At 50.3% G+C, this 20596-nt stretch carries 17 protein-coding genes, 1 pseudogene and 1 other annotated feature (1 of these 19 cut by a window edge); of the genes and pseudogenes, 13 read left to right on the top strand and 5 right to left on the bottom strand.

Going from position 1 to position 20596, the window contains the following annotated elements:
- Positions 1–163: a binding site (T-box leader), on the top strand; it begins 68 nt to the left of the window's first position.
- A gap of 90 nt (positions 164–253) precedes the next feature.
- Together tyrS and AK95_RS28595 are read left to right on the top strand one after the other, a co-directional pair.
- On the top strand, positions 254–1513 hold the full coding sequence (gene tyrS, locus AK95_RS28600; protein WP_071223301.1) for a tyrosine--tRNA ligase: 1260 nt from the start codon (positions 254–256) through the stop codon (positions 1511–1513).
- Positions 1514–1720: 207 nt separating this feature from the next.
- Complete coding sequence (locus AK95_RS28595; RefSeq protein WP_071223300.1) at positions 1721–2806, top strand: NAD(P)H-dependent flavin oxidoreductase; 1086 nt, start codon at positions 1721–1723, stop codon at positions 2804–2806.
- Between the two features lie 105 nt (positions 2807–2911).
- Here the strand turns inward: AK95_RS28595 and AK95_RS28590 are convergent, their stop codons facing one another.
- Positions 2912–3982: a right-handed parallel beta-helix repeat-containing protein gene (locus AK95_RS28590; protein WP_235613242.1), complete on the bottom strand. Its 1071-nt coding sequence runs from the start codon at positions 3980–3982 to the stop codon at positions 2912–2914.
- A 164-nt stretch (positions 3983–4146) separates the two neighbouring features.
- Complete coding sequence (locus AK95_RS28585; protein ID WP_071223298.1) at positions 4147–5019, bottom strand: helix-turn-helix transcriptional regulator; 873 nt, start codon at positions 5017–5019, stop codon at positions 4147–4149.
- 211 nt (positions 5020–5230) lie between these two features.
- On the opposite strand from AK95_RS28585, the gene AK95_RS28580 reads away from it, so the two are divergent.
- The 4 genes from AK95_RS28580 (at position 5231) to AK95_RS28565 (ending at position 11209) form a co-directional block, all read left to right on the top strand.
- Positions 5231–8068 (top strand): winged helix-turn-helix domain-containing protein, encoded by a 2838-nt coding sequence (locus AK95_RS28580; protein ID WP_083397749.1) that lies wholly within the window; start codon positions 5231–5233, stop codon positions 8066–8068.
- Positions 8069–8233: 165 nt separating this feature from the next.
- Complete coding sequence (locus AK95_RS28575) at positions 8234–9157, top strand: NAD(P)-dependent alcohol dehydrogenase (protein WP_071223297.1); 924 nt, start codon at positions 8234–8236, stop codon at positions 9155–9157.
- Between the two features lie 391 nt (positions 9158–9548).
- Positions 9549–10517: a helix-turn-helix transcriptional regulator gene (locus AK95_RS28570; RefSeq protein ID WP_071223296.1), complete on the top strand. Its 969-nt coding sequence runs from the start codon at positions 9549–9551 to the stop codon at positions 10515–10517.
- A gap of 80 nt (positions 10518–10597) precedes the next feature.
- Positions 10598–11209 (top strand): SRPBCC family protein, encoded by a 612-nt coding sequence (locus tag AK95_RS28565; protein ID WP_071223295.1) that lies wholly within the window; start codon positions 10598–10600, stop codon positions 11207–11209.
- 1160 nt (positions 11210–12369) lie between these two features.
- Here the strand turns inward: AK95_RS28565 and AK95_RS28560 are convergent.
- The gene (locus AK95_RS28560) at positions 12370–13017 is read right to left on the bottom strand and encodes a transcriptional regulator (protein ID WP_071223294.1); all 648 of its coding nucleotides are present in this window, start codon (positions 13015–13017) and stop codon (positions 12370–12372) included.
- A gap of 447 nt (positions 13018–13464) precedes the next feature.
- Between AK95_RS28560 and AK95_RS28555 the strand changes: the two genes are divergently transcribed.
- The 3 genes and pseudogenes from AK95_RS28555 to AK95_RS28545 all read left to right on the top strand — a co-directional run.
- Positions 13465–13647, top strand: coding sequence for a GapA-binding peptide SR1P (locus tag AK95_RS28555; RefSeq protein ID WP_071223293.1), 183 nt, complete (start codon positions 13465–13467; stop codon positions 13645–13647).
- 389 nt (positions 13648–14036) lie between these two features.
- Complete coding sequence (locus AK95_RS28550) at positions 14037–14891, top strand: NAD-dependent epimerase/dehydratase family protein (protein WP_071223292.1); 855 nt, start codon at positions 14037–14039, stop codon at positions 14889–14891.
- Between the two features lie 395 nt (positions 14892–15286).
- A pseudogene (locus AK95_RS28545) lies at positions 15287–15475 on the top strand (DUF1963 domain-containing protein); the annotation flags it as partial.
- A gap of 246 nt (positions 15476–15721) precedes the next feature.
- Here the strand turns inward: AK95_RS28545 and AK95_RS28540 are convergent.
- The gene (locus tag AK95_RS28540) at positions 15722–16891 is read right to left on the bottom strand and encodes an MFS transporter (RefSeq protein ID WP_071223384.1); all 1170 of its coding nucleotides are present in this window, start codon (positions 16889–16891) and stop codon (positions 15722–15724) included.
- 378 nt (positions 16892–17269) lie between these two features.
- On the opposite strand from AK95_RS28540, the gene AK95_RS28535 reads away from it, so the two are divergent.
- The 4 genes from AK95_RS28535 to AK95_RS28520 all read left to right on the top strand — a co-directional run bounded on the left by AK95_RS28535 (position 17270) and on the right by AK95_RS28520 (position 19634).
- The gene (locus AK95_RS28535) at positions 17270–17851 is read left to right on the top strand and encodes a TetR/AcrR family transcriptional regulator (protein ID WP_071223290.1); all 582 of its coding nucleotides are present in this window, start codon (positions 17270–17272) and stop codon (positions 17849–17851) included.
- A gap of 145 nt (positions 17852–17996) precedes the next feature.
- Entirely contained in the window at positions 17997–18500 is a 504-nt protein-coding gene (locus AK95_RS28530) for a GNAT family N-acetyltransferase (protein ID WP_071223383.1), read from the top strand.
- Positions 18501–18727: 227 nt separating this feature from the next.
- On the top strand, positions 18728–19012 hold the full coding sequence (locus AK95_RS28525) for an autorepressor SdpR family transcription factor (RefSeq protein WP_015736836.1): 285 nt from the start codon (positions 18728–18730) through the stop codon (positions 19010–19012).
- Positions 18996–19634 carry an SdpI family protein gene (locus tag AK95_RS28520; protein ID WP_071223289.1) on the top strand — a complete coding sequence of 213 codons (639 nt, stop codon included), beginning with the start codon at positions 18996–18998 and terminating at the stop codon, positions 19632–19634. Before AK95_RS28525 ends, AK95_RS28520 begins: the two co-directional genes overlap by 17 nt.
- 127 nt (positions 19635–19761) lie before the next feature.
- On the opposite strand, the gene AK95_RS28515 is transcribed toward AK95_RS28520, so the two are convergent.
- Complete coding sequence (locus AK95_RS28515) at positions 19762–20430, bottom strand: hypothetical protein (protein WP_071223288.1); 669 nt, start codon at positions 20428–20430, stop codon at positions 19762–19764.
- Between the last annotated feature and the right edge of the window lie 166 nt (positions 20431–20596).

Below are 20596 nucleotides of genomic sequence, written 5' to 3'. Positions count from 1 at the left end.
CGGTACACACCAAGGCGGCGAATTACACTCTGGAGTATCTCGGGTAATGCCGAGCGGAAACGACGAACGATATCTCGTCTAATGAGCGGCATGAATGACGCGCGGCAGCGTGCAGATCATTCGTGCAATCAGGGTGGTAACACGGTTAACAATCGTCCCTATGTCTATACAGACAAGGGGCGATTTTTTGTTTTTCAACGAGTTGGACGTTTCGTTATAAGGAAATTACTGAACTAAAAGGAGTGTTAACACTGTGAATATTATCGACGAACTGGAATGGCGCGATGCGATCAACCAACAGACGGATGCCGAAGGCCTCCGGGAGCTTACGGATGAAAAATCCATCTCGCTGTACTGCGGCGTGGACCCAACGGGCGACAGCATGCATATCGGTCACCTGATTCCCTTCATCATGCTCAAACGCTTCCAGCTTGCCGGCCATCGTCCGGTCATTCTGATCGGGGGCGCGACAGGCACCATCGGGGATCCAAGCGGACGTCAAACCGAGCGTTCCCTGCAGACGCTGGAGCAGGTTCAGGCTAACGTTGACGCGCTGACCGGACAAATGAAAAAGCTCTTCGTAACCGAGGGTGACAATCAAATCCGCATGGTTAACAACTACGACTGGACGCATAAAATCAACATTATCGAATTCCTGCGCGATTACGGCAAGAACTTCAGCATTAACTCGATGCTGGCGAAGGACGTGGTTGCGAGCCGGCTTGACAGCGGGATTTCGTTTACGGAATTCTCATACCAAATCCTGCAGTCGGTCGACTACCTGCATCTGTACCAGCATGAGGACGTGCAGCTGCAAATCGGCGGATCGGACCAATGGGGCAACATTACAAGCGGCCTGGATCTGATCCGGAAGAAAGAAGGGCCCGAAGCAAAAGCATTCGGCCTGACCATACCGCTCATGCTGAAGGCCGACGGCACGAAGTTCGGCAAAACGGCCGGCGGCGCGATCTGGCTCGACCCGAACAAAACAACACCGTTCGAGTTCTACCAGTTCTGGGCGAACACCGACGACCGCGACGTTGTGAAATACCTGAAGTACTTCACCTTCTTGACCAAAGAGCAAATTGACGAATTGGCCGAAAAGGTGCAGAGCGAGCCGCATAAACGCGAAGCGCAAAAAATGCTGGCTGAAGAAATGACGAGATTTGTGCACGGCGAAGAGATGCTGGAGCAGGCCAAGCGCATTACGGCGGCTTTGTTCAGCGGCGATATTAAATCCCTTACGGCCGATGAGATCGAGCAGGGATTTAAGGAGATGCCGACATTTGAAGCTACGCCGGAAACGAAGAATATCGTGGACTGGCTCGTGGATCTGGGCATCGAGCCTTCCAAGCGGCAAGCTCGTGAGGATATTACCAAAGGCGCCATCTCGATGAACGGCGAGCGTATCAGCGACGTCGGTCACGAGGTGACAGCCGACCAAGCGATTGGCGGCCGGTTCATCATCATTCGCAAAGGCAAGAAAAACTACAGCTTGGTGAAAATGTCCTAGAAGACGTTGTAACCATCGGGGAGAACGGTCTCCCCGGACGAAAACACCCATAAAAAGCCGCTAAACACGTTTCATGTGCTTAGCGGCTTTCATGTTACCAGGTTATCCAGAATCTTTTGGTTGGCCTATTGACGTTTTTCTTTTATTTGAAAGTTTCTCTCATTTAATAGGATAATATCTGTAGTGTTAAAGGAGGTAGATGATATCATGAACATTCAACTGCAGACCGAGCTGTGCGAGCTGTTCCAAATCCGTTATCCGCTCTTGCAGGCAGGGATGGCCGGGGGACCGACAACAGTAGAACTGGTCGCCGCCGTATCCAACGCAGGCGGACTTGGCACGTTGGGTGCAGCTTATATGGAGCCGGCTGCCATTCGCGACAGCATTCAGGAAATCCGCAAGCGGACGGATCAGCCTTTTGCCGTCAACCTTTTTGTGCCCGGTGCCCGGGATCGTCATGAGCGAATCGGAGAGGTTCAACAGGAGTTAAACCGGATGCGCGATGATCTTGGCATTCCCCATGCGGGCAAGGACCACGTAGCAACCCCGGATTGGTTCGAGCAGCAATTCGCGGTTCTGATCGAAGAGAAGGTGCCTGTCATCAGTACGGCATTCGGGATTCTGGATGAGCCTCATATGCAGCAAGCAAAAGCGGCTAGGCTTCGGGTTGTTGCGATGGCTACCACAGTCCGCGAAGCCATGCTGGCTGAGCAGGCAGGGTATGATGCCGTCGTTGCCCAAGGTAGCGAAGCGGGCGGACACCGTGGAACGTTTGATATTTCGGAGCACCCGATGGGGGCCCAGATCGGAACGTTTGCCTTGGTACCGCAAATCGTGGATCGCGTCAAGATCCCCGTTATTGCCGCCGGAGGCGTGATGGATGGACGCGGGCTCGCAGCTTCGCTTGTTCTTGGAGCCCAAGGCGTTCAGATGGGGACGCGATTCCTGACCGCAGTCGAATCGGGAGCGCATGAGGTTTACAAGCAAGCGCTGCTTCAGAGTACGGAAGAGAGCACGGTGATCACCAAAGCGTTCTCGGGACGGCCTGCAAGGGGAATCCGCAATGCATTCATCCGGCAATGGGACGAGAGCGGCATAGAGCCGCTGCCTTTTCCTACGCAGAATACGGTGACCCGCGACATCCGAAACGCGGCTAATCGCCAAGACAATCCGGAGTATATGTCATTGTGGGCGGGGCAAGGCACCAGAGGGCTGACTGCAGGACAAACGGCAGCGGATATTGTAGCAGAGACGATCCGGGAAGCGCTGTTGATCTGCCCATTTTCTTCGTGAATCCGATCATTGGAGATGAGAGCGGATTATGCTATTTCGCTTTGAAAAACATGAAGCAGCAGGCCACCTGAAGTAAACCCTTAAGGTGGCCTGCATATCTTTTGGCTAGAAGCCGTAAGTATCTCCGCCTTCGCCGCTCCACGTCATCTCCACGAAGGAGGACGGATTGGAAGAAGTTGCTGTTTTGGAGCCGGAAGCGTAGAGTCCTCCGGCAACACCGGTCATGGTATAGTCGGTATACAATTTGTTCGAAGTATAGTTCGTGTAAATCATCGCTCCCGAAATATTCGATGCGGTTACGTTCTTAAGCTCCAGATTGCTTCCGTAGGACACTCCGTCCGAGGCCGTGGTTTTGCTTGTTCTGAATGCCTGACCCGTGGCCGCATTGTTTTTGATGGTGGTGTTGATGATCTGTACGTCATTGGCCCGCATGAATATTCCGTTGTTGCCCACGGTCGACTCCGGCACCGTATTCTGAAAGTCAACCGTGCTGCCGATCACTTTGATATGATGCGTGCCCTCTTTAAAATCAAAGCCGTCGTTTTTGGTCTGTATGGCGCTGCAATTCAGGAATGTAATATATCCGCTTCGATCCGGATTCGGCAGTGTGGTCCAGTTCTGATCGGCATCCCCCACATAGAAGCCCTCGCCGAACTTTCCGCCTTGCCCCGCGCTATGGGCGGTACTGTTCGAGACAAGCCAGTACTGGCTGTTTTTCCGAATCTTGAACGCTTCTGCCGTCGTATTTTTGACCGTTACATTGGTAACGTAGCCGTGAGAGGCCTCAATCAGCAGGCCTTTGTTTGATTTGGAGTTGGAGTTGATCGTCACATTCTCCAGCTTATAATAGCTGTTCTTGATATGGAAAGCCGCATTGCCTGCCGATGCGGTGAAATGAAAGGTGGCTCCGCTGCCCGTGCCGCGAATCGTAATGTAATTGCCTGACGATCCGTTCCGGGAGGTTGCAATGGTTCCATCCGACACCGAGTAGGTCCCGGATACTTCAATGATGTCACCGGGATTCGCGCTGGCTAGGTAGCTCCGCAGCGTCGCGACGTCACCGGCCGGGACCGTTTTGGTTGCCGCCTTTACAATATGACCAGGGTAGAATGCAAATACAAGCATGAAGCAAAATAAGGATACGATGCCAAACTTCATGGATGGCTTGATCATCATGAAACCTCCTCGCTATTTTGGACACGATTCACCGTACTGTCGCATGAATTGCCTTACAAATCTTTCTGTGCGAAACACATCACCTCACTTAACAAGGATCAGAATCATTGTTTAAGCGCTCTAATTATAATCCAATCCCCATACCACATTGCTGCTTGAAAATATCATAATTTCGTCTGCATTCGATACTGAAGAGGCGTCAAACCGTACTTTTTTTTGAACATGGCGATAAAATACGAGGGGTAGTTGAATCCGGTCTGTTTACTGACGTCTTCGATTGTTAGAGACGGCAAGCCAAGAAGCGTTCTGGCTTCCTCCAAGCGCTTGTTGTTCGTATATTCGATGATGGTCATGCCCATCTGCTCTTTGAACAGCTTGGACAAATAACTGGGAGAGAAATGAAGCTCCGCAGCCATTTCGTTAATCGTGAAGGATAGATGATAGTGCTTGCCGATCCACCTTACCATGGCGCCGACAGGCTCGATCGAAGCAGCGGGAGCAGGATACTTGAAGCCCCCGCTACGATCCGGCGGGTAAATATGGCTATTGAAGTAGGTGAAGAAATGAAATAAAAACAAGGCAACTACTTCCTTCTGAACCTTGGGCGGAACGCTGGCCAGCATTTCATGCAATTGCAGAAACTGATTTTCCAAATATAAGGCATCCTTGGACGACAGATGAAATACCTGATTGGACCACGGATGCTCCAGCAATTGCGAAACAGCGGTTGTCAGCTGTGGTAGTGCGGTGAGGAAACGCTCGATGACGGAGGCTTTGATTTTCAGCAGGCTGCGAATGTAATTCGGCGGTACGATGACTTTAATGTGGTGAATTTGAAAAGGTTTAATCAACACCAAGGTGCCGGGCTTCAGCGAGTACGTTTGATTATCGACGATATATCTTCCGGCGCCTTCGTGAATGTACAGAATCTCCAACCCTTCATGATAATGAAAATATTCCACCGGCTCGGTATGTACGCTTCGATAGTTGAACAGATACAGATTGTCACGCCAGGGAATCGAATGGTGAATTTTCATCTGAAACCTCCTTTTATATGAATGATGGGTTCAATTACAGGGCTTCCAGCATTTCGGATACATCGTATGCCTAACCCTGCAGAACATGCTTCTGCGATTGACTTCAGCGAGCGAATATTGCGCACAAGAGGGAAAACCGGGAGGCTGTCGAACACTTTATCATAATATATATGTTGAAAAATGCTGCAATGACGGCATAACGGGGGTTATGATGTCCACGCCTATTTTGTCTACAAAACTGTATATACCTTCTCCCCGATCGAGGGCTGTTCTTCGCCCCCGCCTGATCGAGCGTTTGAACGAGGGGCTGCGTCTGCAGCGCAGGCTCACTATGATTTCCGCCTCTGCAGGCTGCGGTAAAACTACGCTGCTCAGCCAATGGATCAAAGACTCCCTGCTGCCCGTCGCCTGGCTGTCTTTGGAGGAGGGCGATCGTGAGCCAGCAAGATTCCTGGCTTATCTTGTGGCCGCCCTGCAAACCGTCGGAGTTGAAATCGGAGAGGGCGTCATGAGCAAACTCCAAGCGCTGTCCCCTCTTTCTCTGCCGCTCGAAGGCATCGTCACGGCCATCCTTAACCACATAGCGGCCCTGCCGAATCGGTTCATTCTGGTTCTTGACGATTACCACGTGTTGGATTCCAAACCGATAGACAGCGCTCTTGATTTTCTCATCGAGCACATGCCGCCGCAGATGCATGTGGTTATCGCCAGCCGCCAGGATCTCGCTCTGCCCTTGGCCCGGCTGCGTGTCCGGGACCAGTTGACGGAAGTGCGGACATCAGACTTGCGCTTCACATCCGATGAAACCTCTGAATTTCTGCGCCGCTCCATGGGACTGGATTTGTCAGCAGAGGATGCAGCGCTCCTCGAGTCGCGCACGGAGGGCTGGATTGCCGGCCTGCAATTAGCGGCGCTGTCCTTGCAGGGCCATCACGACGCTGCCACCTTTATCCGATCCTTCGGCGGCAAGCACCGTGACGTACTGGACTATCTGGTTGAAGAAGTGCTGCAGCAGCTGCCCGAGGGTATTCAGGATTTTTTGCTAAACACCTCCATTCTTGAGCGGTTGTGTGGTCCATTGTGTGAATACGTTCTGCGGAGCGAAGCTCGTGATTCTCCGTTGAACGCCATCTCCGGGCAAGAAACCCTGGAGTACCTGGAGCGCGTCAACCTGTTCATCGTTCCGCTGGACAAGGAGAGGCACTGGTACCGATATCACCATTTGTTCTCGGATGCGCTTCGGCAGCGTCTAACCCGAACGGGTTCTTCTGCGGTTGGCGGAGAGAGGGATGTGTCCGAATTGCATCGTCGTGCCAGCGAATGGCATGAACATCAATCTCTTCTACTGGAAGCTTTCCAGCATGCGATTGCCGCTCAGGATGTGGATCGCGCCGCACGCCTCATTGAAGGGGAGGGGATACCTTTGATCTTCCGTGGAGCCATTGGACCTGTGCTCCATTGGCTGGATTCCTTGCCTAAGGAGGAGATGGATGCAAGGCCCGCGCTACATGTCATGCATGCTTCCGCCATGTTAATGGTCGGTCAAATGACCGGTATCGAACCTAAACTTCAAGCCGCCGAAACCTATCTGCAAACTGCGGAGGACGATTATACCCGGGATCTTACAGGGCATATCGCCTCCATTCGTGCCACGATTGCTGTCAGTAAACATCAGACGGAAACCATCATGGCGGAATCGCGCCGGGCCTTGGAATTCTTGAGTCCGCATAATCTGCCCGTCCGTACTGCCACGATATGGACGCTGGGATACGCCTACCAGCTGCAGGGGGATCGGGCCGCGGCTGGCAAGGCGTATCAGGAAGCCGTGACCATCAGTCAGAAGATTGGGCACATCATGATTAACATGATGGCGACGCTCGGACTCGGAATGATTCAGGAAGCGGAGAATCAATTATATGCAGCGGCCGAGACGTATCGCCGCGTTCTGGATTTGGCGGGTGATCCTCCGCTGCCGGCAGCATGCGAAGCGTATCTGGGACTGGCCCGAATACGCAGCGAGTGGAATGATCTGGATGCCGCGGAACAGCATGGGCAGCAGGCCCTCCGCTTGGCCGGGCAGTTCGAGCATATCGACAGGGGCGTGGCCTGCGAGGTGTTTCTCGCAAGGCTGAAGCTTACACGGGGAGCGGTGAGCGAAGCGGCTGCCATGTTAGCCAAGGCGGATCACTTCGCCCGTCAGCATCATTTCACGCATCAGCTGCCCCATATTGCCGAGGCACAGGTGCTTGCCCTGCTGCAGCAAGGGGATGTCAGTTCAGCGTTGCAGCTTGCCCAGAGGTTTGAGCTCAAGCTAAGCCTAGCCAGAGTGCTGCTGGCACAGGGGGATACGGCAACAGCGCTGGTGATCCTCGAACAACTGCGGACGGATATGGAAGTTAAGGAATGGGTGGACGAACAGCTTAAGGTGATGGTGCTGCAGGCTTTGGCCCTTCACGCCCATGGGGAGAAACGGAGAGCGGCACAGGTTATTGCGGATGTGCTGGAGATGGGCGAGCCGGGCGGATTCATCCGGATGTTTATCGATGAAGGGGAGCCGATGTGGGAAATGATAAGCGCAGCAGCTTTGAGCAAAACGAGGCAGAAGATAGAAAAGCCGAAGCATTGGCCATTAAGTGAAGCTGTAAACAAATCGAAGCAGAAGCTGTTAAGTGAAGCCGTAAACAAACCCAAGCAGCTGTCCTTAAGAGGAGCTGTAGACAAGCCGGAGCAGAAGCTGTTATGGCCCATCCATGACTATCTGGAGCGACTGCTGCATGCATTTGAGGCTGAAGGACTGGAACGTGGAGTCACATCCGTATTCGTTCCTGGGTTTGTTCGGCCTGCGGATTCTCTGATTGAGCCGCTAAGCCGGCGGGAGATGGAGGTTCTGCGTCTCATTGCTGAGGGGCTATCGAATCGTCAGATTAGCGAGAGGCTTTTTGTTACGCTCAGCACCGTGAAAGGGCATAACCGGATGATTTTCGATAAACTCCAGGCCACGCGCCGTACCGAAGCTGTAGCGCGAGCACGAGAGCTGGGTTTACTATAAGGTGACAAACGTAGTATAAATATTCATCCACAGCGATCTCCCTTCCAATACCGCTATCCATGAGAGAGCCATACTGCTGTCCATAAGAAAACCATACTTAAGTATCTATGTTGCGGTACCTAACGGCAGATATACTGATTGCAAATGCCAGTTTGGAGGAAACCCATGAAAGCAATGGTATGCACCGCTTATGGAGCACCGGATGTTTTACAGCTGCAAGAGGTAGAGAAGCCGATCCCAAAGGATCGCGAAATTCGGATAAAAATTTATGCAACCACCGTCAATTCGGGGGATTGCCGCGTGCGGGGATTTCGCAGTCCTCTTTTGTACAGGATTCCCATGCGGCTGGTGCTGGGTCTTAGAAAGCCAAGACAACCGATACTCGGGGTAGAGCTGGCGGGGGAAGTCGAAGCGATTGGCAGGGATGTTACGCAATTCAAGGCAGGCGATCAGGTCTTGGCATTCAGGGGAATGCGATTCGGTACGTATGCCCAATATATCTGCATGCGTGAAGATGCGTTATTGCTGTTAAAGCCCAATCATGTGACTTATGACGATGCCGCCGCCGTATCTTTCGGAGGAACGACGGCCCTGCATTTTCTTAGAAAAGGGAATATCCGGCAGGGACACAAGGTTCTGATTTATGGAGCGTCCGGTGCGGTTGGGACGTTAGCCGTACAGCTTGCTAAGCAACATTATGGAGCAGAGGTAACCGGCGTTTGCAGTGCCGTGAATGTGGGACTGGTGAGGTCGCTCGGAGCCGATCGGGTCCTTGATTATACCAAAGAGGACATCACGACGACCGGAGATCGATACGACATTATTCTGGACGCGGTCGGTAAACTGCCAAAATCCAGATGCAAGCATTTGCTCACCCCGGGCGGGAGCTATGTAACCGTTGAAGGGCAAGGGGTAGCCAAGGTGCTGATGGAGGATCTGAGATTGCTAGCGGAGCTGCTGGGAACGGGAAAGATCAAGCCGGTTATCGACAGAAGGTATGCATTGGAGCAAATGGCCGAGGCGCACCGGTACGTGGATGAAGGACGCAAGAGGGGCAGCGTTGTCATCACGGTGGACCATGATCATTGAGGAAAAGTCATCATTCACGGCGGGACATGATTATGACAGCTGATGAAGCAAGGCATCATTTAAGGATATAGCAGCCATCCATAGATATAGTAGCCATCCAAGGATATAGACAGACATTCAAGGATATAGACAGACAGACATTCAAGGATATAGACAGACAGACATTCAAGCATACCACGGACCACTCACCGTGCGGACACAGGTAACAGTACCACACGATGTACTCATTGACTAGCCGATCCTGCAGAGGGTCGGCTTTTCTCATTGGAACGTGGGGAATCAGTGATTACCATCCGGATTAAGCAGGAAGAAATCTCTAAACCTTCTACTAGGAAGTGATATATAATGTGATCACATATATGAATTCCAAGGGAAGGGCTGCTGCATAACGATGTCTAAAGCCGATAATATGCTGGCGATGATATGGCTTCTGAAATCGCGAAGAAGAATGACCGCTAAACAACTATCGGAGGAGCTGGGTGTACATATCCGGACGGTTTACCGGTGCATTGACGCGCTTTGTATGTCCGGCGTGCCTGTCGTATCCGAGATTGGGCGCGATGGAGGCTACTCCATCCCGGAGCATATCAAGCTGGAGCCGCTGTTTTTTGAGGCCGATGAGCAAAAGGCGCTTCTTCATGCCGCCGCATTCGCACGGGAAGCGGGTTATCCATCCGAAGAGCCGCTTAATCGAGCCGTTTCCAAAATAAAACGATATACGAATCCGGAGCAGCTGGAGCGATTGGTGCGCAACGAAAGCAGTATTGAGGTCATCCATCCTCCTACAGCATCTTCGCTTACCAGGATGTTGCATGAGATCGAGGCGGGGATCGACCGGCAATCCAGTCTCGAGATCGACTACACCACAGGCTATGACGGTATCACACAACCACGTATCCTGGATCCTTACGGACTCGTCCATTGGAAAAGCAAATGGTACGCGGTGGGCTATTGCCATCTGCGCGGTGAAATTCGCTGCTTCCGTGTCGACCGTATGCGCGATATCCGGCATACCGACAACGCGTTTGACCGTCCGGCGTCGTTTTCCCCGCGGGAATACGTATTGGACAGCTTGCTATCGGGGCAAGGTTCCGAATCCAATCCTCATTTGGTTTCCGTACATATCCAAGGTATCCCTCAAGCTTTGGATGATTTATGCGCGCATTGGCTGCTCAGTCAAGCCCTCGTCGAACGCACGGCGGAGCATGCGGTGTTCAGGCTGGATGAGCATATGTTATACACGCAAGTTGCCTACTACCTATTGTCATTTGGCGGGAAGATTCGAATCATCGGGCCCGAGGAACTGAAATCAGGCATGATCGACATTGCGGAGTCCCTCTTGAAATATTATCAATCCTGAAGATAAACACTGACCTTCTTTGTCAGTGTTTGTATTATATAATGAACTCCAACAGATAGCGTCAGGGAGGAGAGAGCTCGATGGCAGGCATGATTTTTAAACAAGAAGTGATGAAGGCAACCGAACGTTCGTGGGAGGAATGGATTGTGGCCCTTGGGCAGGAAGTGGGCCCGCTCTGGTCACATGAGCAGATCCGAAACCATATCGTTGAGCAGCATCAGGTATCCGGGGAATGGGGCGAGTGGATCGCCGTCATGTATGAGCAGGTCATGGGGCGGGTGCCCGTCGGCTTATCCAAAGATGCCGGGGTGCAGATCGGGGTCAGAAAGACGATGGCCGCGACAAAAGAGAGGGTTTGGGATTTCCTCATGTCTTCCGAGGGACTGTCATTATGGATCGGGGATGTTCCTTCTCTGGAGCTGCAGGTCGGGCATGAGTATGAATCGAAGGAAGGCGTGTCCGGCAAAATTACGGTGGTCGTACCCTACCATAAGCTGCGCTTGACTTGGAAACGCAAGGAGTGGGACAACCCGTCCCGGCTGCAAATCTATGTGTTGTCCACGAAGACCGGAAAAACAACCATCGCGATTCACCAGGAGATGCTGGATGATGTTTATATGAGAGAGATCATGAGGCGTTATTGGGATGAGATGCTGACGACGCTGCAAAACCGGGTGATGGTGCCGAACTGAACAGGATTCTGTTATATGGGACTTAGGGTTTATCAACTGGATTGAATTGACTACTCCAACGTTATGAGGACAGAGGTTCGCTATTACGTCTCGGGGGTGGGTTTAGGGTAATATGAGGACAGAGGTTCCGCTATTACGCCTCGATGGGAGGGTTTAGGGTAATATGAGGACAGAGGTTCCGCTATTACGTCTGGACGGGTGGGTTTAGGGTAATATGAGGACAGAGGTTCCGCTATTACGTCTGAATGGGTAGATTTTGGACAATATGAGGACACCAGATCCGCTATTACGTAAAGAATGGCGATAATTTGTGGTTTTTAAAGTAAATAGCGGATTCTGAGTCCGGAAGAACGGGAAAAGTGGCTGTTTTTTTCGGAATAACGGATCTGGTGTCCACTAGTTTGTTTATTCGTCTCTTGGATATCTGCATGACTGATGCATGTACCCGTCAGGTACTGTGTTACAAGTTGACTTTAGAGATGAGCGGAGTTTAGAGATGTTTTTGATGAGGCGTGGTCTCGCGTTTGGCTACTGCGATGTTATGAGGACAGAGGTTCCGCTATTACGTCTGAATGGGTAGATTTTGGACAATATGAGGACACCAGATCCGCTATTGCATAGAGAATGGCGATAATTTGTGGTTTTTTAAGTAAATTGCGGATTCTGAGTCCGGAAGTACGGGAAGAGTGGCTGTTTTTTTCGGAATAACGGATCTGGTGTCCATTAGTTAGTCTATTGGTCTCTTGGATATCTGCATGACTGATGCATGCACCCGTCGGTACTGTGTTACAAGTTGAATTGAAAGAAGAGCAGAGTAGATGTTTTTTATGATGCGTGGTTTCGTGGTTAGCTACTGCAACGTTATGAGGACAGAGGTTCCGCTATTACGCCTCGATGGGAGGGTTTTGGGTAATATGAGGACAGAGGTTCCGCTATTACGTCTGAATGGGTAGATTTTGGACAATATGAGGACACCAGGTCCGCTATTACATAAAGAAGGGCGATAATTTGTGGTTTTTAAAGTAAATAGCGGATTCTGAGTCCGGAAGAACGGGAAAAGTGGCTGTTTTTTTCGGAATAACGGATCTGGTGTCCATAAGTTTGTTTATTGGTCTCTTGGGTATCGGCAAGAACTGTTGCATGCACCTGTCAGTACTGTGTTACAAGCGGAGTTTATAGGTACGGGCTCGTTGTTCACCGCTTGCTATGTCCAGTATCTGGAGCTCGACCAGTTTATGCAATAAACGTCGGGTATGCCGGTCACTCACCCTAAGATGATTCGCGAGTTCTAATGGGGTTATCGGGCGCAGCAATCTTCGCGTAAATCGGACAGCTTCTGCCTCCAGCCAATTTAAGGAAGCAGGTACATCTGACGCCACAAATCTGCCGACGAAGGATAAAATGAGCTGCTGGCATTGTTTTGGCTCTTCGACGATGGAGGGGTAAGCAATGGGAAGAAACGTCCAACCATCCAATGCCAGTAAGCAGTGACGGCGGCATAAATCCTTAAACCTTCTTACGTCCAAATCACGGGCATGCGGGCCGTATCCTTGGATTTCGATGCCTCCTCTCGCACCACTGGGCATATAGGCAAGGTCTAAATAACGATAACCATTGCTGAAATCGCGTACTTCCCATTCCGGATGCAAGTCATTGAAATTACCGATCGCGGGAAACCACACCGAGCGCAGAAACTCGACGGTACCGTGGCCTAACCCTTTCTGAAGGATTTCGAGCCTGCGGGGATTCTTTTCATTCAAAATATTTGCGTGTATCCAGAGCTCATATTGTTGATCAAACCGTGACATGTTCAATTTTCCTCCTTAGTATTAGATGGAATGCGATTGCGCTAGAAAATAAAAAAAACCGCTCCATACAATGCAACCCCAATCCTTCATTGGGGCACTTTGCATAGAAGCGGCGTGTACTTCACGTCCTTATGATGGCTAGTATAACTCGTGTTTTGCTGGTTTTGCAATAGTATTGCTTCCAAGCTATGTGTGACAGCGATATAGTTCTTCCAGTTGATTAAAAAAGCATGTGATTGCGTGATCTTCGCAAGTTCAGGCCATGAAGCGCTTCAGTTATTAAATGGAGCGATTTTTATGTTGTCTCTATAAATATGACGTCATATATAACGATATTTAACAAATTTATGAATATATATTGTGTATTATTTAATTATAATGTACATTAATCACATGAAGTAATTATAAAAAACATAACAATCTGATACTGGAGAGGATGAGTGAAGCATGAACACTTCCGTTAAAAAGTTGGAAATGGGCGTCATCTTGTGCAGGCATTGCAACGCTGAAGTCGATACGGTGGATACGAATCGAATTGCTACCTTCTATGGCGTATGTGATCAGCCGGAGTGCCGGCAGCTGCACAGCCACATGCAAGTATCAGTTAGTGATGTAACAGACGAAGAGTAATGATAGAAGAAGGCTGTTCCCGCAAAAACGCACCACTTGATGTGGTGCGTTTTTGTGTTGAATGAAGAGTGCTTATTGCTGCGTGCTCTGTCGTGCATGTAATACTACGATAATGTTGTGCATTAATCAAAAGGCGGGTGCACTATCCATGCTTGTCCCAATGCGTCCTGTCGTGCTTGCCAAACTACGATGCTCGGTCACGTTTGTCAAAAACGCGAGCATCCTATACTCTTTTCAACTGCGGGATAACCTCTCAATCGAATGAAATGGCATGGTTGACTTGATGAAAAGTGGTACTTATAGCTGCCCATCCGTCATGCTAAGATGAAACTGCCAATATCCCATTTTTGATGGGTGGGACATATGCAGCGGAATGGAGGTTGTCATTTATGAAAATATTCGTAGCGGGCTCTACCGGCGTTATCGGCCAGCGTTTACTTCCCAGACTGGTGCAAGCTGGCCATGAAGTTATAGGCATGACCCACGACCCTCAGCGGAAAGGGTTGATTGAATCATGGGGAGCCAATGGGATCGTTGCGGATGCCTTTGATCGGGAAGGGATCATAGCCTCGATTGGGGAAGTGCGGCCGGATGTCATTATCCATCAGCTCACTTCGTTAAGCCAATGGAATCTGGAGGATAATGCGAGGATTCGGATGGAGGGCACCCGTCATCTGGTAGAAGCCGCGCAGATCCACAGCGTTAAACGCATGATTGCCCAGAGCATTGCCTGGGCCTATGAACCCGGGGATTATCCCGCCACCGAGAACGTCCCTCTGGATGTCCAGGCGCCTGCGCCGCGCAAGTCTACGATAGACGGTATCATCTCGCTGGAACATGACGTTGCACAACTGCCGAACCACGTCATTCTAAGGTACGGAATGTTCTACGGTCCCGGCACGTGGTACGATGCCAACGGGGTGATGGCGGAAAAGGTACGAACTCGAGCTCTTCCAGCAACGGATGGCGTTATGTCATTTCTCCATGTCGAGGATGCGGCGAATGCCGTACTGCAGGCATTGGACTGGCCGACGGGTCCGGTCAATATCGTAGATGACGAGCCTGCTGCCGGAACGTCGTGGCTGCCGGTGTATGCTGAGGCGCTGCACGCGCCTGCTCCAGCATATCAAGCGGGGAGCAAGCGCGGCGAACGCGGCGCTTCGAATGCCAAAGCCCGGAAGGAGTACGGCTGGGAGCCGCTACATCCCACGTGGCGAACAGGGTTCGCGCAATCGCTAAGGTGAGCTAGCTTAGCGATGTGCCAACCGGTTCCGCCGTTAAGAGTACATACACAAGGAGTATGCTATTCACAACGCACACTGTAGATGAAGGGATAGCAATGTAGAGAAAGTCCCGGACCACATACCGTGCGCTCAGGGAGCAGTGCTCACGATTCCATGGAGACGTTATAAGACTTCCAATTATCATGCTCCTAATAAGCCGATACCCCATAGCCTGCCGGTCGTGGCCTATAAGAGAGCTCCTTGTTGATATGGGAATGAAAAGAAAGCTATAGTTAATAGAGGAGATTCATGACCATGAGGAAATAGGAGCCGGATCCAGCTGAGGTGGACTTACCATAGAATAGGGTCCGGGAACCAGCTGAGGTGGACTTACCATAGAAAAAGGAGGGGCAAGCATGACAGAACGGCTGCCATGCCGAAGCGAAGGATGTACGGCAACGATATTACCGGCAACCGCGGCCAAGACTGGCGGTTATTGCATGCCGTGCAAGCAGGAAATGGAGCGTGCGGAACGGCAGCGTTACATAGAACAAAATCGGAGAGATATCGACTTATACGAAGGGATTACAGATCCTGTAGAGATCCGATCACGACAAAGCTTGGCATTCCGATGTCCTGGAATAAGACGACAGGCGAAGTGATCCTGGGGAAAACACCATAAGAATATGTTGAAGGCACGCCCATACGGCGTGTCTTTTGTTATTCTGAGGAACGGCATCAGAGAGTTTCCAAAATGATTGACGTATGGGCTGGCAAGACTGCTACTGTTCGTGGATATTCTAAAAGATCGCCACCCTGTGGGCGCGACCTTTTGTAGTTTGAATTTATTGTCAATGGGCACCTTTATCGCCTTTGGTCACAGCCCAAAATATAAGAGCAACAGCGCTGACGGAGGCTCCAAGCACACAAACTCCATGCCAACCATACTGTGCATAGATATGGGTCGAAGCAATGGAACCGGCGGCACTTCCGATGGAATAAAAAATCATATACCCGGCAACCATGCGACTGCGCGCCTGCGGGCGCAATGCAAAAATCATACTCTGATTCGTGACATGCACGGCCTGTACCGCCAAGTCCAACAGAATAATACCAATGACTAAGGCAAACAGGGACCGTTCTGTATAGCTGATCGGCAGCCATGACAGCAATAGCAGGGACAATGCAATTCCGGTCGTTCTTTGTCCGTAACCTCGATCGGCTAGCTTACCGGCCTTTGCTGCAGCCAATGCACCCACGACGCCTACGAGACCAAACGCCCCGATGGCAGAGTGCGAAAGGGATAGTGGGGGCGCGCTAAGAGGCAGCACTAATGGCGTCCACAAAATGCTGAAAGCTGTAAAAATAAACATAGCCAAAACAGCGCGGACACGTAGTAGACGTTCTTGAAGGAACAACACCAGTACCGACTTCAGCAGTTGAGAATAGGAAAGAGTTTTTACCTTACGCTCAACATTTGGAAGTGTCTTATATAAGGCGTAAACCATGAGCAGCATCAACGCGGCAGAAAATAGATAAACCGAACGCCATCCTGCAAGATCCTTCAAAACTCCGGAAATGGTTCGCGCAAGAAGGATCCCGATCACAATTCCGCTGGTTACCATACCTACTGCTCGCCCTCGTTCAGCAGGAGCAGCTACGGTCGCGACGAACGCCACAATCGTCTGCGTTACTACGGCAAGCAATCCGACCAAAGCCAAACCTGCGAAGAGCATCGCGCCGGATGAAGCAGTTCCAACGATAACGAGAGCCGCCATGGAGACCGCCATTTGCCCGATAATTAATCGGCGCTGGTTCAGTAAATCCCCCAGAGGCACCAGCAGCAGCAGTCCCAATGCATAAAAGATCTGTGTGACGGTAATCAGAATTCCAATGACGGCATAGTCCATGTTGAACTCGTACGACAGCTCATCGAGCAGCGGCTGAGCGAAGTAGATATTGGCAACGGACATACCGCAAGCAATCGCAAACAATAAGGTAACGTATCGAGTCAGAGGCATACGATTACCGGATTCGGCCGTGGTCACCGTCCCTTTTGATGCATTCGCCGCTGTTTCATCATGGACTGCTTTTTGTGCTATCATCTCTTCCATTGTGTGCACCAACCCTTTCGAGTTTTATATGTACTGATCGGTATGATAAATCGCCTGATAAATATATCCTATCCTTACGATCCATGTCAACGGGTTTATTTCAAGCGTAAAGGTGACAACGGATTTTTTAATATAAATCTGCAATATACAGAAAAATGGTGTTTGACAAAAGCAGCCGCACATCATAAACTTAATCATACCGATTGGTAATGAAAAAGAGCTCTTTGTTCCCTTTGTGATCATGAAGTTTTCCTTAAAATCAAATGTAACGAGAGGTAATTCAATATGGGACGAGTCCGCGAATTTGATGAAGAGAAAGTATTAGATGCAGCGATGCAGTTATTTTGGGAGAAGGGGTATGAGGCTACCTCATTAAGCGATTTGACTTCCAGAATGGGCATTCAGCGGCCCAGTATATACTCAGCCTTTGGAGACAAGAAGGAGCTGTTCGAAACCGCTCTGCGCAAATACACCATGTTACATGCTTCCGAGGCGCGGACCAGGCTGCAAAACCATCGATCGGTCAGGGAGGCGTTTCGGGCGTTTTTTGAAAATGTGGTTGATGAGGAATATTCCGAAAGCCGCAGCCGAGGGTGCTTTTGCATCAATACGATGGTCGAGCTTGCGCCTCATGATGAGAAATTTGAAATTCTGACAAGGGAGCATCAGATGTACCTGGCGGTCATATTTCAAGAAACCATTGAACGAGGCATACAATCGGGCGAGCTTGCGAGCGGCACAGACGCGAAAGCTTTATCCCAAGCGCTGATCGTATCGCTGATTGGGTTGACCGTCATGTTGAAATCCCGTCCGGAGCGCTCATTCGTAACGAATACGATAGAGGTGACTCTTACATTGCTTAAATAAAAGGGTATCTGTAATGGAACCTTTAAAGGTATTATCCCACCCAAGTAATTCGTGGGATGACGTTGAGTTTCATGTGTACATGTTGTTGCAGCCGTCCAAGCATAGTAAAATGTTCTAAAAAACAATAGTAGGTGCATCGATGAATATGAACATACGGACAGGACGAATAGAGGAGCTTCAAGAAATCATGGATTTGATAGCCCGCTGTGTTGCGGTCATGCAGGCTGGAGGCAGCGATCAATGGGATGATCAGTATCCGAACCGAGAGGTCATTGGTGAGGATTTGCAGCGAGGAACGTTGTTTGCAGCTGAGGGCGAAGGCCGCATCTTAGGGATCATCGTTCTTGACGAATCGCAGGATGAGCAGTATGAGACCATTAACTGGAAGCAGTTGAAAGGGCCTCATTTAATGATGCATCGGCTTGCTGTCGATCCGGAAGCCCAAGGACAGGGAGTTGCGCGAAAACTGATAGCCTTCTCCGAAGAATATGCCGTGCGAGAGGGTTACACGAGTCTACGATTGGATACCTATGCCAAGAACACGGCTGCGCTCAAGCTGTATCAAGGCTTAGGTTATGACCTGCGGGGAGAAGTGAATTTCCCAGGGAGAGCGGCAAGCTTTCCGGTATTTGAGAAGGTGCTTGGATAAACAGGCCGTGAAGCAAGCCTGCTATGGATCAGCGCGTAATGCGGGTCCGTGGCGGGCTTTTGTTTTTTATAGGAAAACTACGATTACTATCATGGCGATGGGGCTTGTCGGGATGCTCATTTTACCTTCTATTTAGATTTTTTTCAAAATAGGTGTTGCAATTCGGTACAGGAATAAGAGATAATGTATTTAGATGAAATTCTAAATAGAAATATGGGTGATGCACATTGGGGTTTCCGGAAACATTCAAAGCGTTATCTGATCCGGTGAGACGGGACATCCTGGTTATGCTCAAGCGCGGCAAAATGTCAGCCGGAGAGATCGGGCAGCATTTCGATATGACCGGGGCAACCATTTCGTATCATCTGTCGCAGCTGAAGAAGGCCGGTCTTATATTTGAAACGAAATATAAAAATTATATTTACTATGAGATCAACGTGTCCGTCTTCGAAGAAATCATGCTGTGGTTTTCACAATTTAACGGGGGGAAACAAGATGAGGAAAAAGAATAGTTCGATGCTGGTTACAACAACGCTGATATGCTTGCTGCCGATTATTTTATCGATGACGCTGTACAGCCAATTGCCTGAGCAGGTGGCAGTTCACTGGGACGCGGCGGGCAATCCGGATAATTATGTGTCCAAGGCGGTTGCGGCGTTTGTGCTTCCGTTGATTACGGCGGTTATTAACGTCATTGTCAATATAGGGCTTAACAACGATCCTAAGAAAATGAACGCTGCCCCGGTTTTAAGAACGATGGGTCTATGGCTGATCCCCGCGTTGTCTCTCATTCTCATGCCGGTCACGCTGTTCAAGGCCATAGGGGCCGAGCTGCCGATCCAGACGATTGCGCCGGCTATCGTGGGCATGCTTCTCGTGGTCATCGGCAATTATTTGCCGAAGAGCAAACAGAACTATACGGTTGGCATTAAGCTGCCTTGGACGCTGAATAGCCAGGATAATTGGAATAAAACGCATCGTTTTGCGGGGTATTTATGGATGGCAGGCGGAGCATTCATGATCCTGACGGCATTTCTGAAGGCGAGCCTCGCCGTCGCCATAGTCCCCGTCATTATACTGATTGTGGCGGTTCCAGCGATTTACTCGTTCTCTTTGTTTAAAAAGGGCGTGTAACAGGCGGGATTGCAGCACATGAACGATGCGAACTGCCAAACAAGCTGACTCCATGAACGATGGGTCAGCTTGTTTATTTTACGGTAGAGCGCGAGCCCATCCGTTCGGGAGGCCTTCTCCATAGCAGTTATAGACACTGCGCTGCATAAGGATGAAGCTCATATTTCACGACATGTTTGCCTTGCGATCCGGTGACGGGAATCAGCAGACCTTTGTCGCAAAGAGAATGAAGGAAGCGAAGGGCCGTCCGATGATTCAGGCGCAGATGTGTCTTCACATCGATCGGACGGAGGGGCCGTGCAAGCATGCATGCAAATCGGATAATTTCACGTTCTGTTACCGAAGATATGCTTGTTGAATGTGGTTCTGACAGATATCGGTTCATAACCATTCGCAGGAGTGCTTTACACAGCTCCGGGCGGTGAGTCACATCATCGTAAGCAAATGAAATCACCTGATACCCCATGGCGAATAAAAAGGTTTCCCGATTCAGATCGTTACAATATTTCTGCCGGTCCATCTCGGTTGTATACGTGCTGAATGGTTTAACCTCGATGATTAGTCTCAGATGTGGGGTGATGAAAGCAAAGCTGCAGTAATAGGACCGTCCGCGCCAATCCAACACCTCGAATTGAGGATGTAGATCGCGGAAATCACCACGCAGCGGCCACCATACATTTTGGCAGAATAAGGCCCCGGCCTCGTCATGTCCTCGTTCCAGACGGACCCTTCGTTCTCCGGTTCTGTTCCTCAGATGGAAATGCATAAAAATCCCATGTGCCTTTTCAAAATCCATTCGACCGCCTACCTCCTAAATAAAAAAAGAACGTCCCGGCCTCACTCCGTGTTAGGAATGCGCTGGGACGTTCTTCGTCTCTTACCACTCATTATAATCAATATGTGATCATTTAACCACAGGATATCATAAAAATGGCAGCCATAACCTTATATCCCTAAACAAC

Source organism: Paenibacillus sp. LC231 (assembly GCF_001860525.1).
GTDB lineage: Bacteria > Bacillota > Bacilli > Paenibacillales > Paenibacillaceae > Paenibacillus_AQ.
This window is presented reverse-complemented; position numbering and strand designations above follow the sequence as displayed.

Excerpts from the sequence above, each read along its gene's own strand:
- AK95_RS28595 (WP_071223300.1), top strand. The coding sequence starts at position 1,721 with ATGAACATTCAACTGCAGACCGAGCTGTGCGAGCTGTTCCAAATCCGT.
- AK95_RS28590 (WP_235613242.1), bottom strand. The coding sequence starts at position 3,982 with ATGATGATCAAGCCATCCATGAAGTTTGGCATCGTATCCTTATTTTGC.
- AK95_RS28585 (WP_071223298.1), bottom strand. The coding sequence starts at position 5,019 with ATGAAAATTCACCATTCGATTCCCTGGCGTGACAATCTGTATCTGTTC.
- AK95_RS28580 (WP_083397749.1), top strand. The coding sequence starts at position 5,231 with ATGTCCACGCCTATTTTGTCTACAAAACTGTATATACCTTCTCCCCGA.
- AK95_RS28575 (WP_071223297.1), top strand. The coding sequence starts at position 8,234 with ATGAAAGCAATGGTATGCACCGCTTATGGAGCACCGGATGTTTTACAG.
- AK95_RS28570 (WP_071223296.1), top strand. The coding sequence starts at position 9,549 with ATGTCTAAAGCCGATAATATGCTGGCGATGATATGGCTTCTGAAATCG.
- AK95_RS28565 (WP_071223295.1), top strand. The coding sequence starts at position 10,598 with ATGGCAGGCATGATTTTTAAACAAGAAGTGATGAAGGCAACCGAACGT.
- AK95_RS28560 (WP_071223294.1), bottom strand. The coding sequence starts at position 13,017 with ATGTCACGGTTTGATCAACAATATGAGCTCTGGATACACGCAAATATT.
- AK95_RS28555 (WP_071223293.1), top strand. The coding sequence starts at position 13,465 with ATGAACACTTCCGTTAAAAAGTTGGAAATGGGCGTCATCTTGTGCAGG.
- AK95_RS28550 (WP_071223292.1), top strand. The coding sequence starts at position 14,037 with ATGAAAATATTCGTAGCGGGCTCTACCGGCGTTATCGGCCAGCGTTTA.
- AK95_RS28540 (WP_071223384.1), bottom strand. The coding sequence starts at position 16,891 with ATGCCTCTGACTCGATACGTTACCTTATTGTTTGCGATTGCTTGCGGT.
- AK95_RS28535 (WP_071223290.1), top strand. The coding sequence starts at position 17,270 with ATGGGACGAGTCCGCGAATTTGATGAAGAGAAAGTATTAGATGCAGCG.
- AK95_RS28530 (WP_071223383.1), top strand. The coding sequence starts at position 17,997 with ATGAACATACGGACAGGACGAATAGAGGAGCTTCAAGAAATCATGGAT.
- AK95_RS28520 (WP_071223289.1), top strand. The coding sequence starts at position 18,996 with ATGAGGAAAAAGAATAGTTCGATGCTGGTTACAACAACGCTGATATGC.
- AK95_RS28515 (WP_071223288.1), bottom strand. The coding sequence starts at position 20,430 with ATGGATTTTGAAAAGGCACATGGGATTTTTATGCATTTCCATCTGAGG.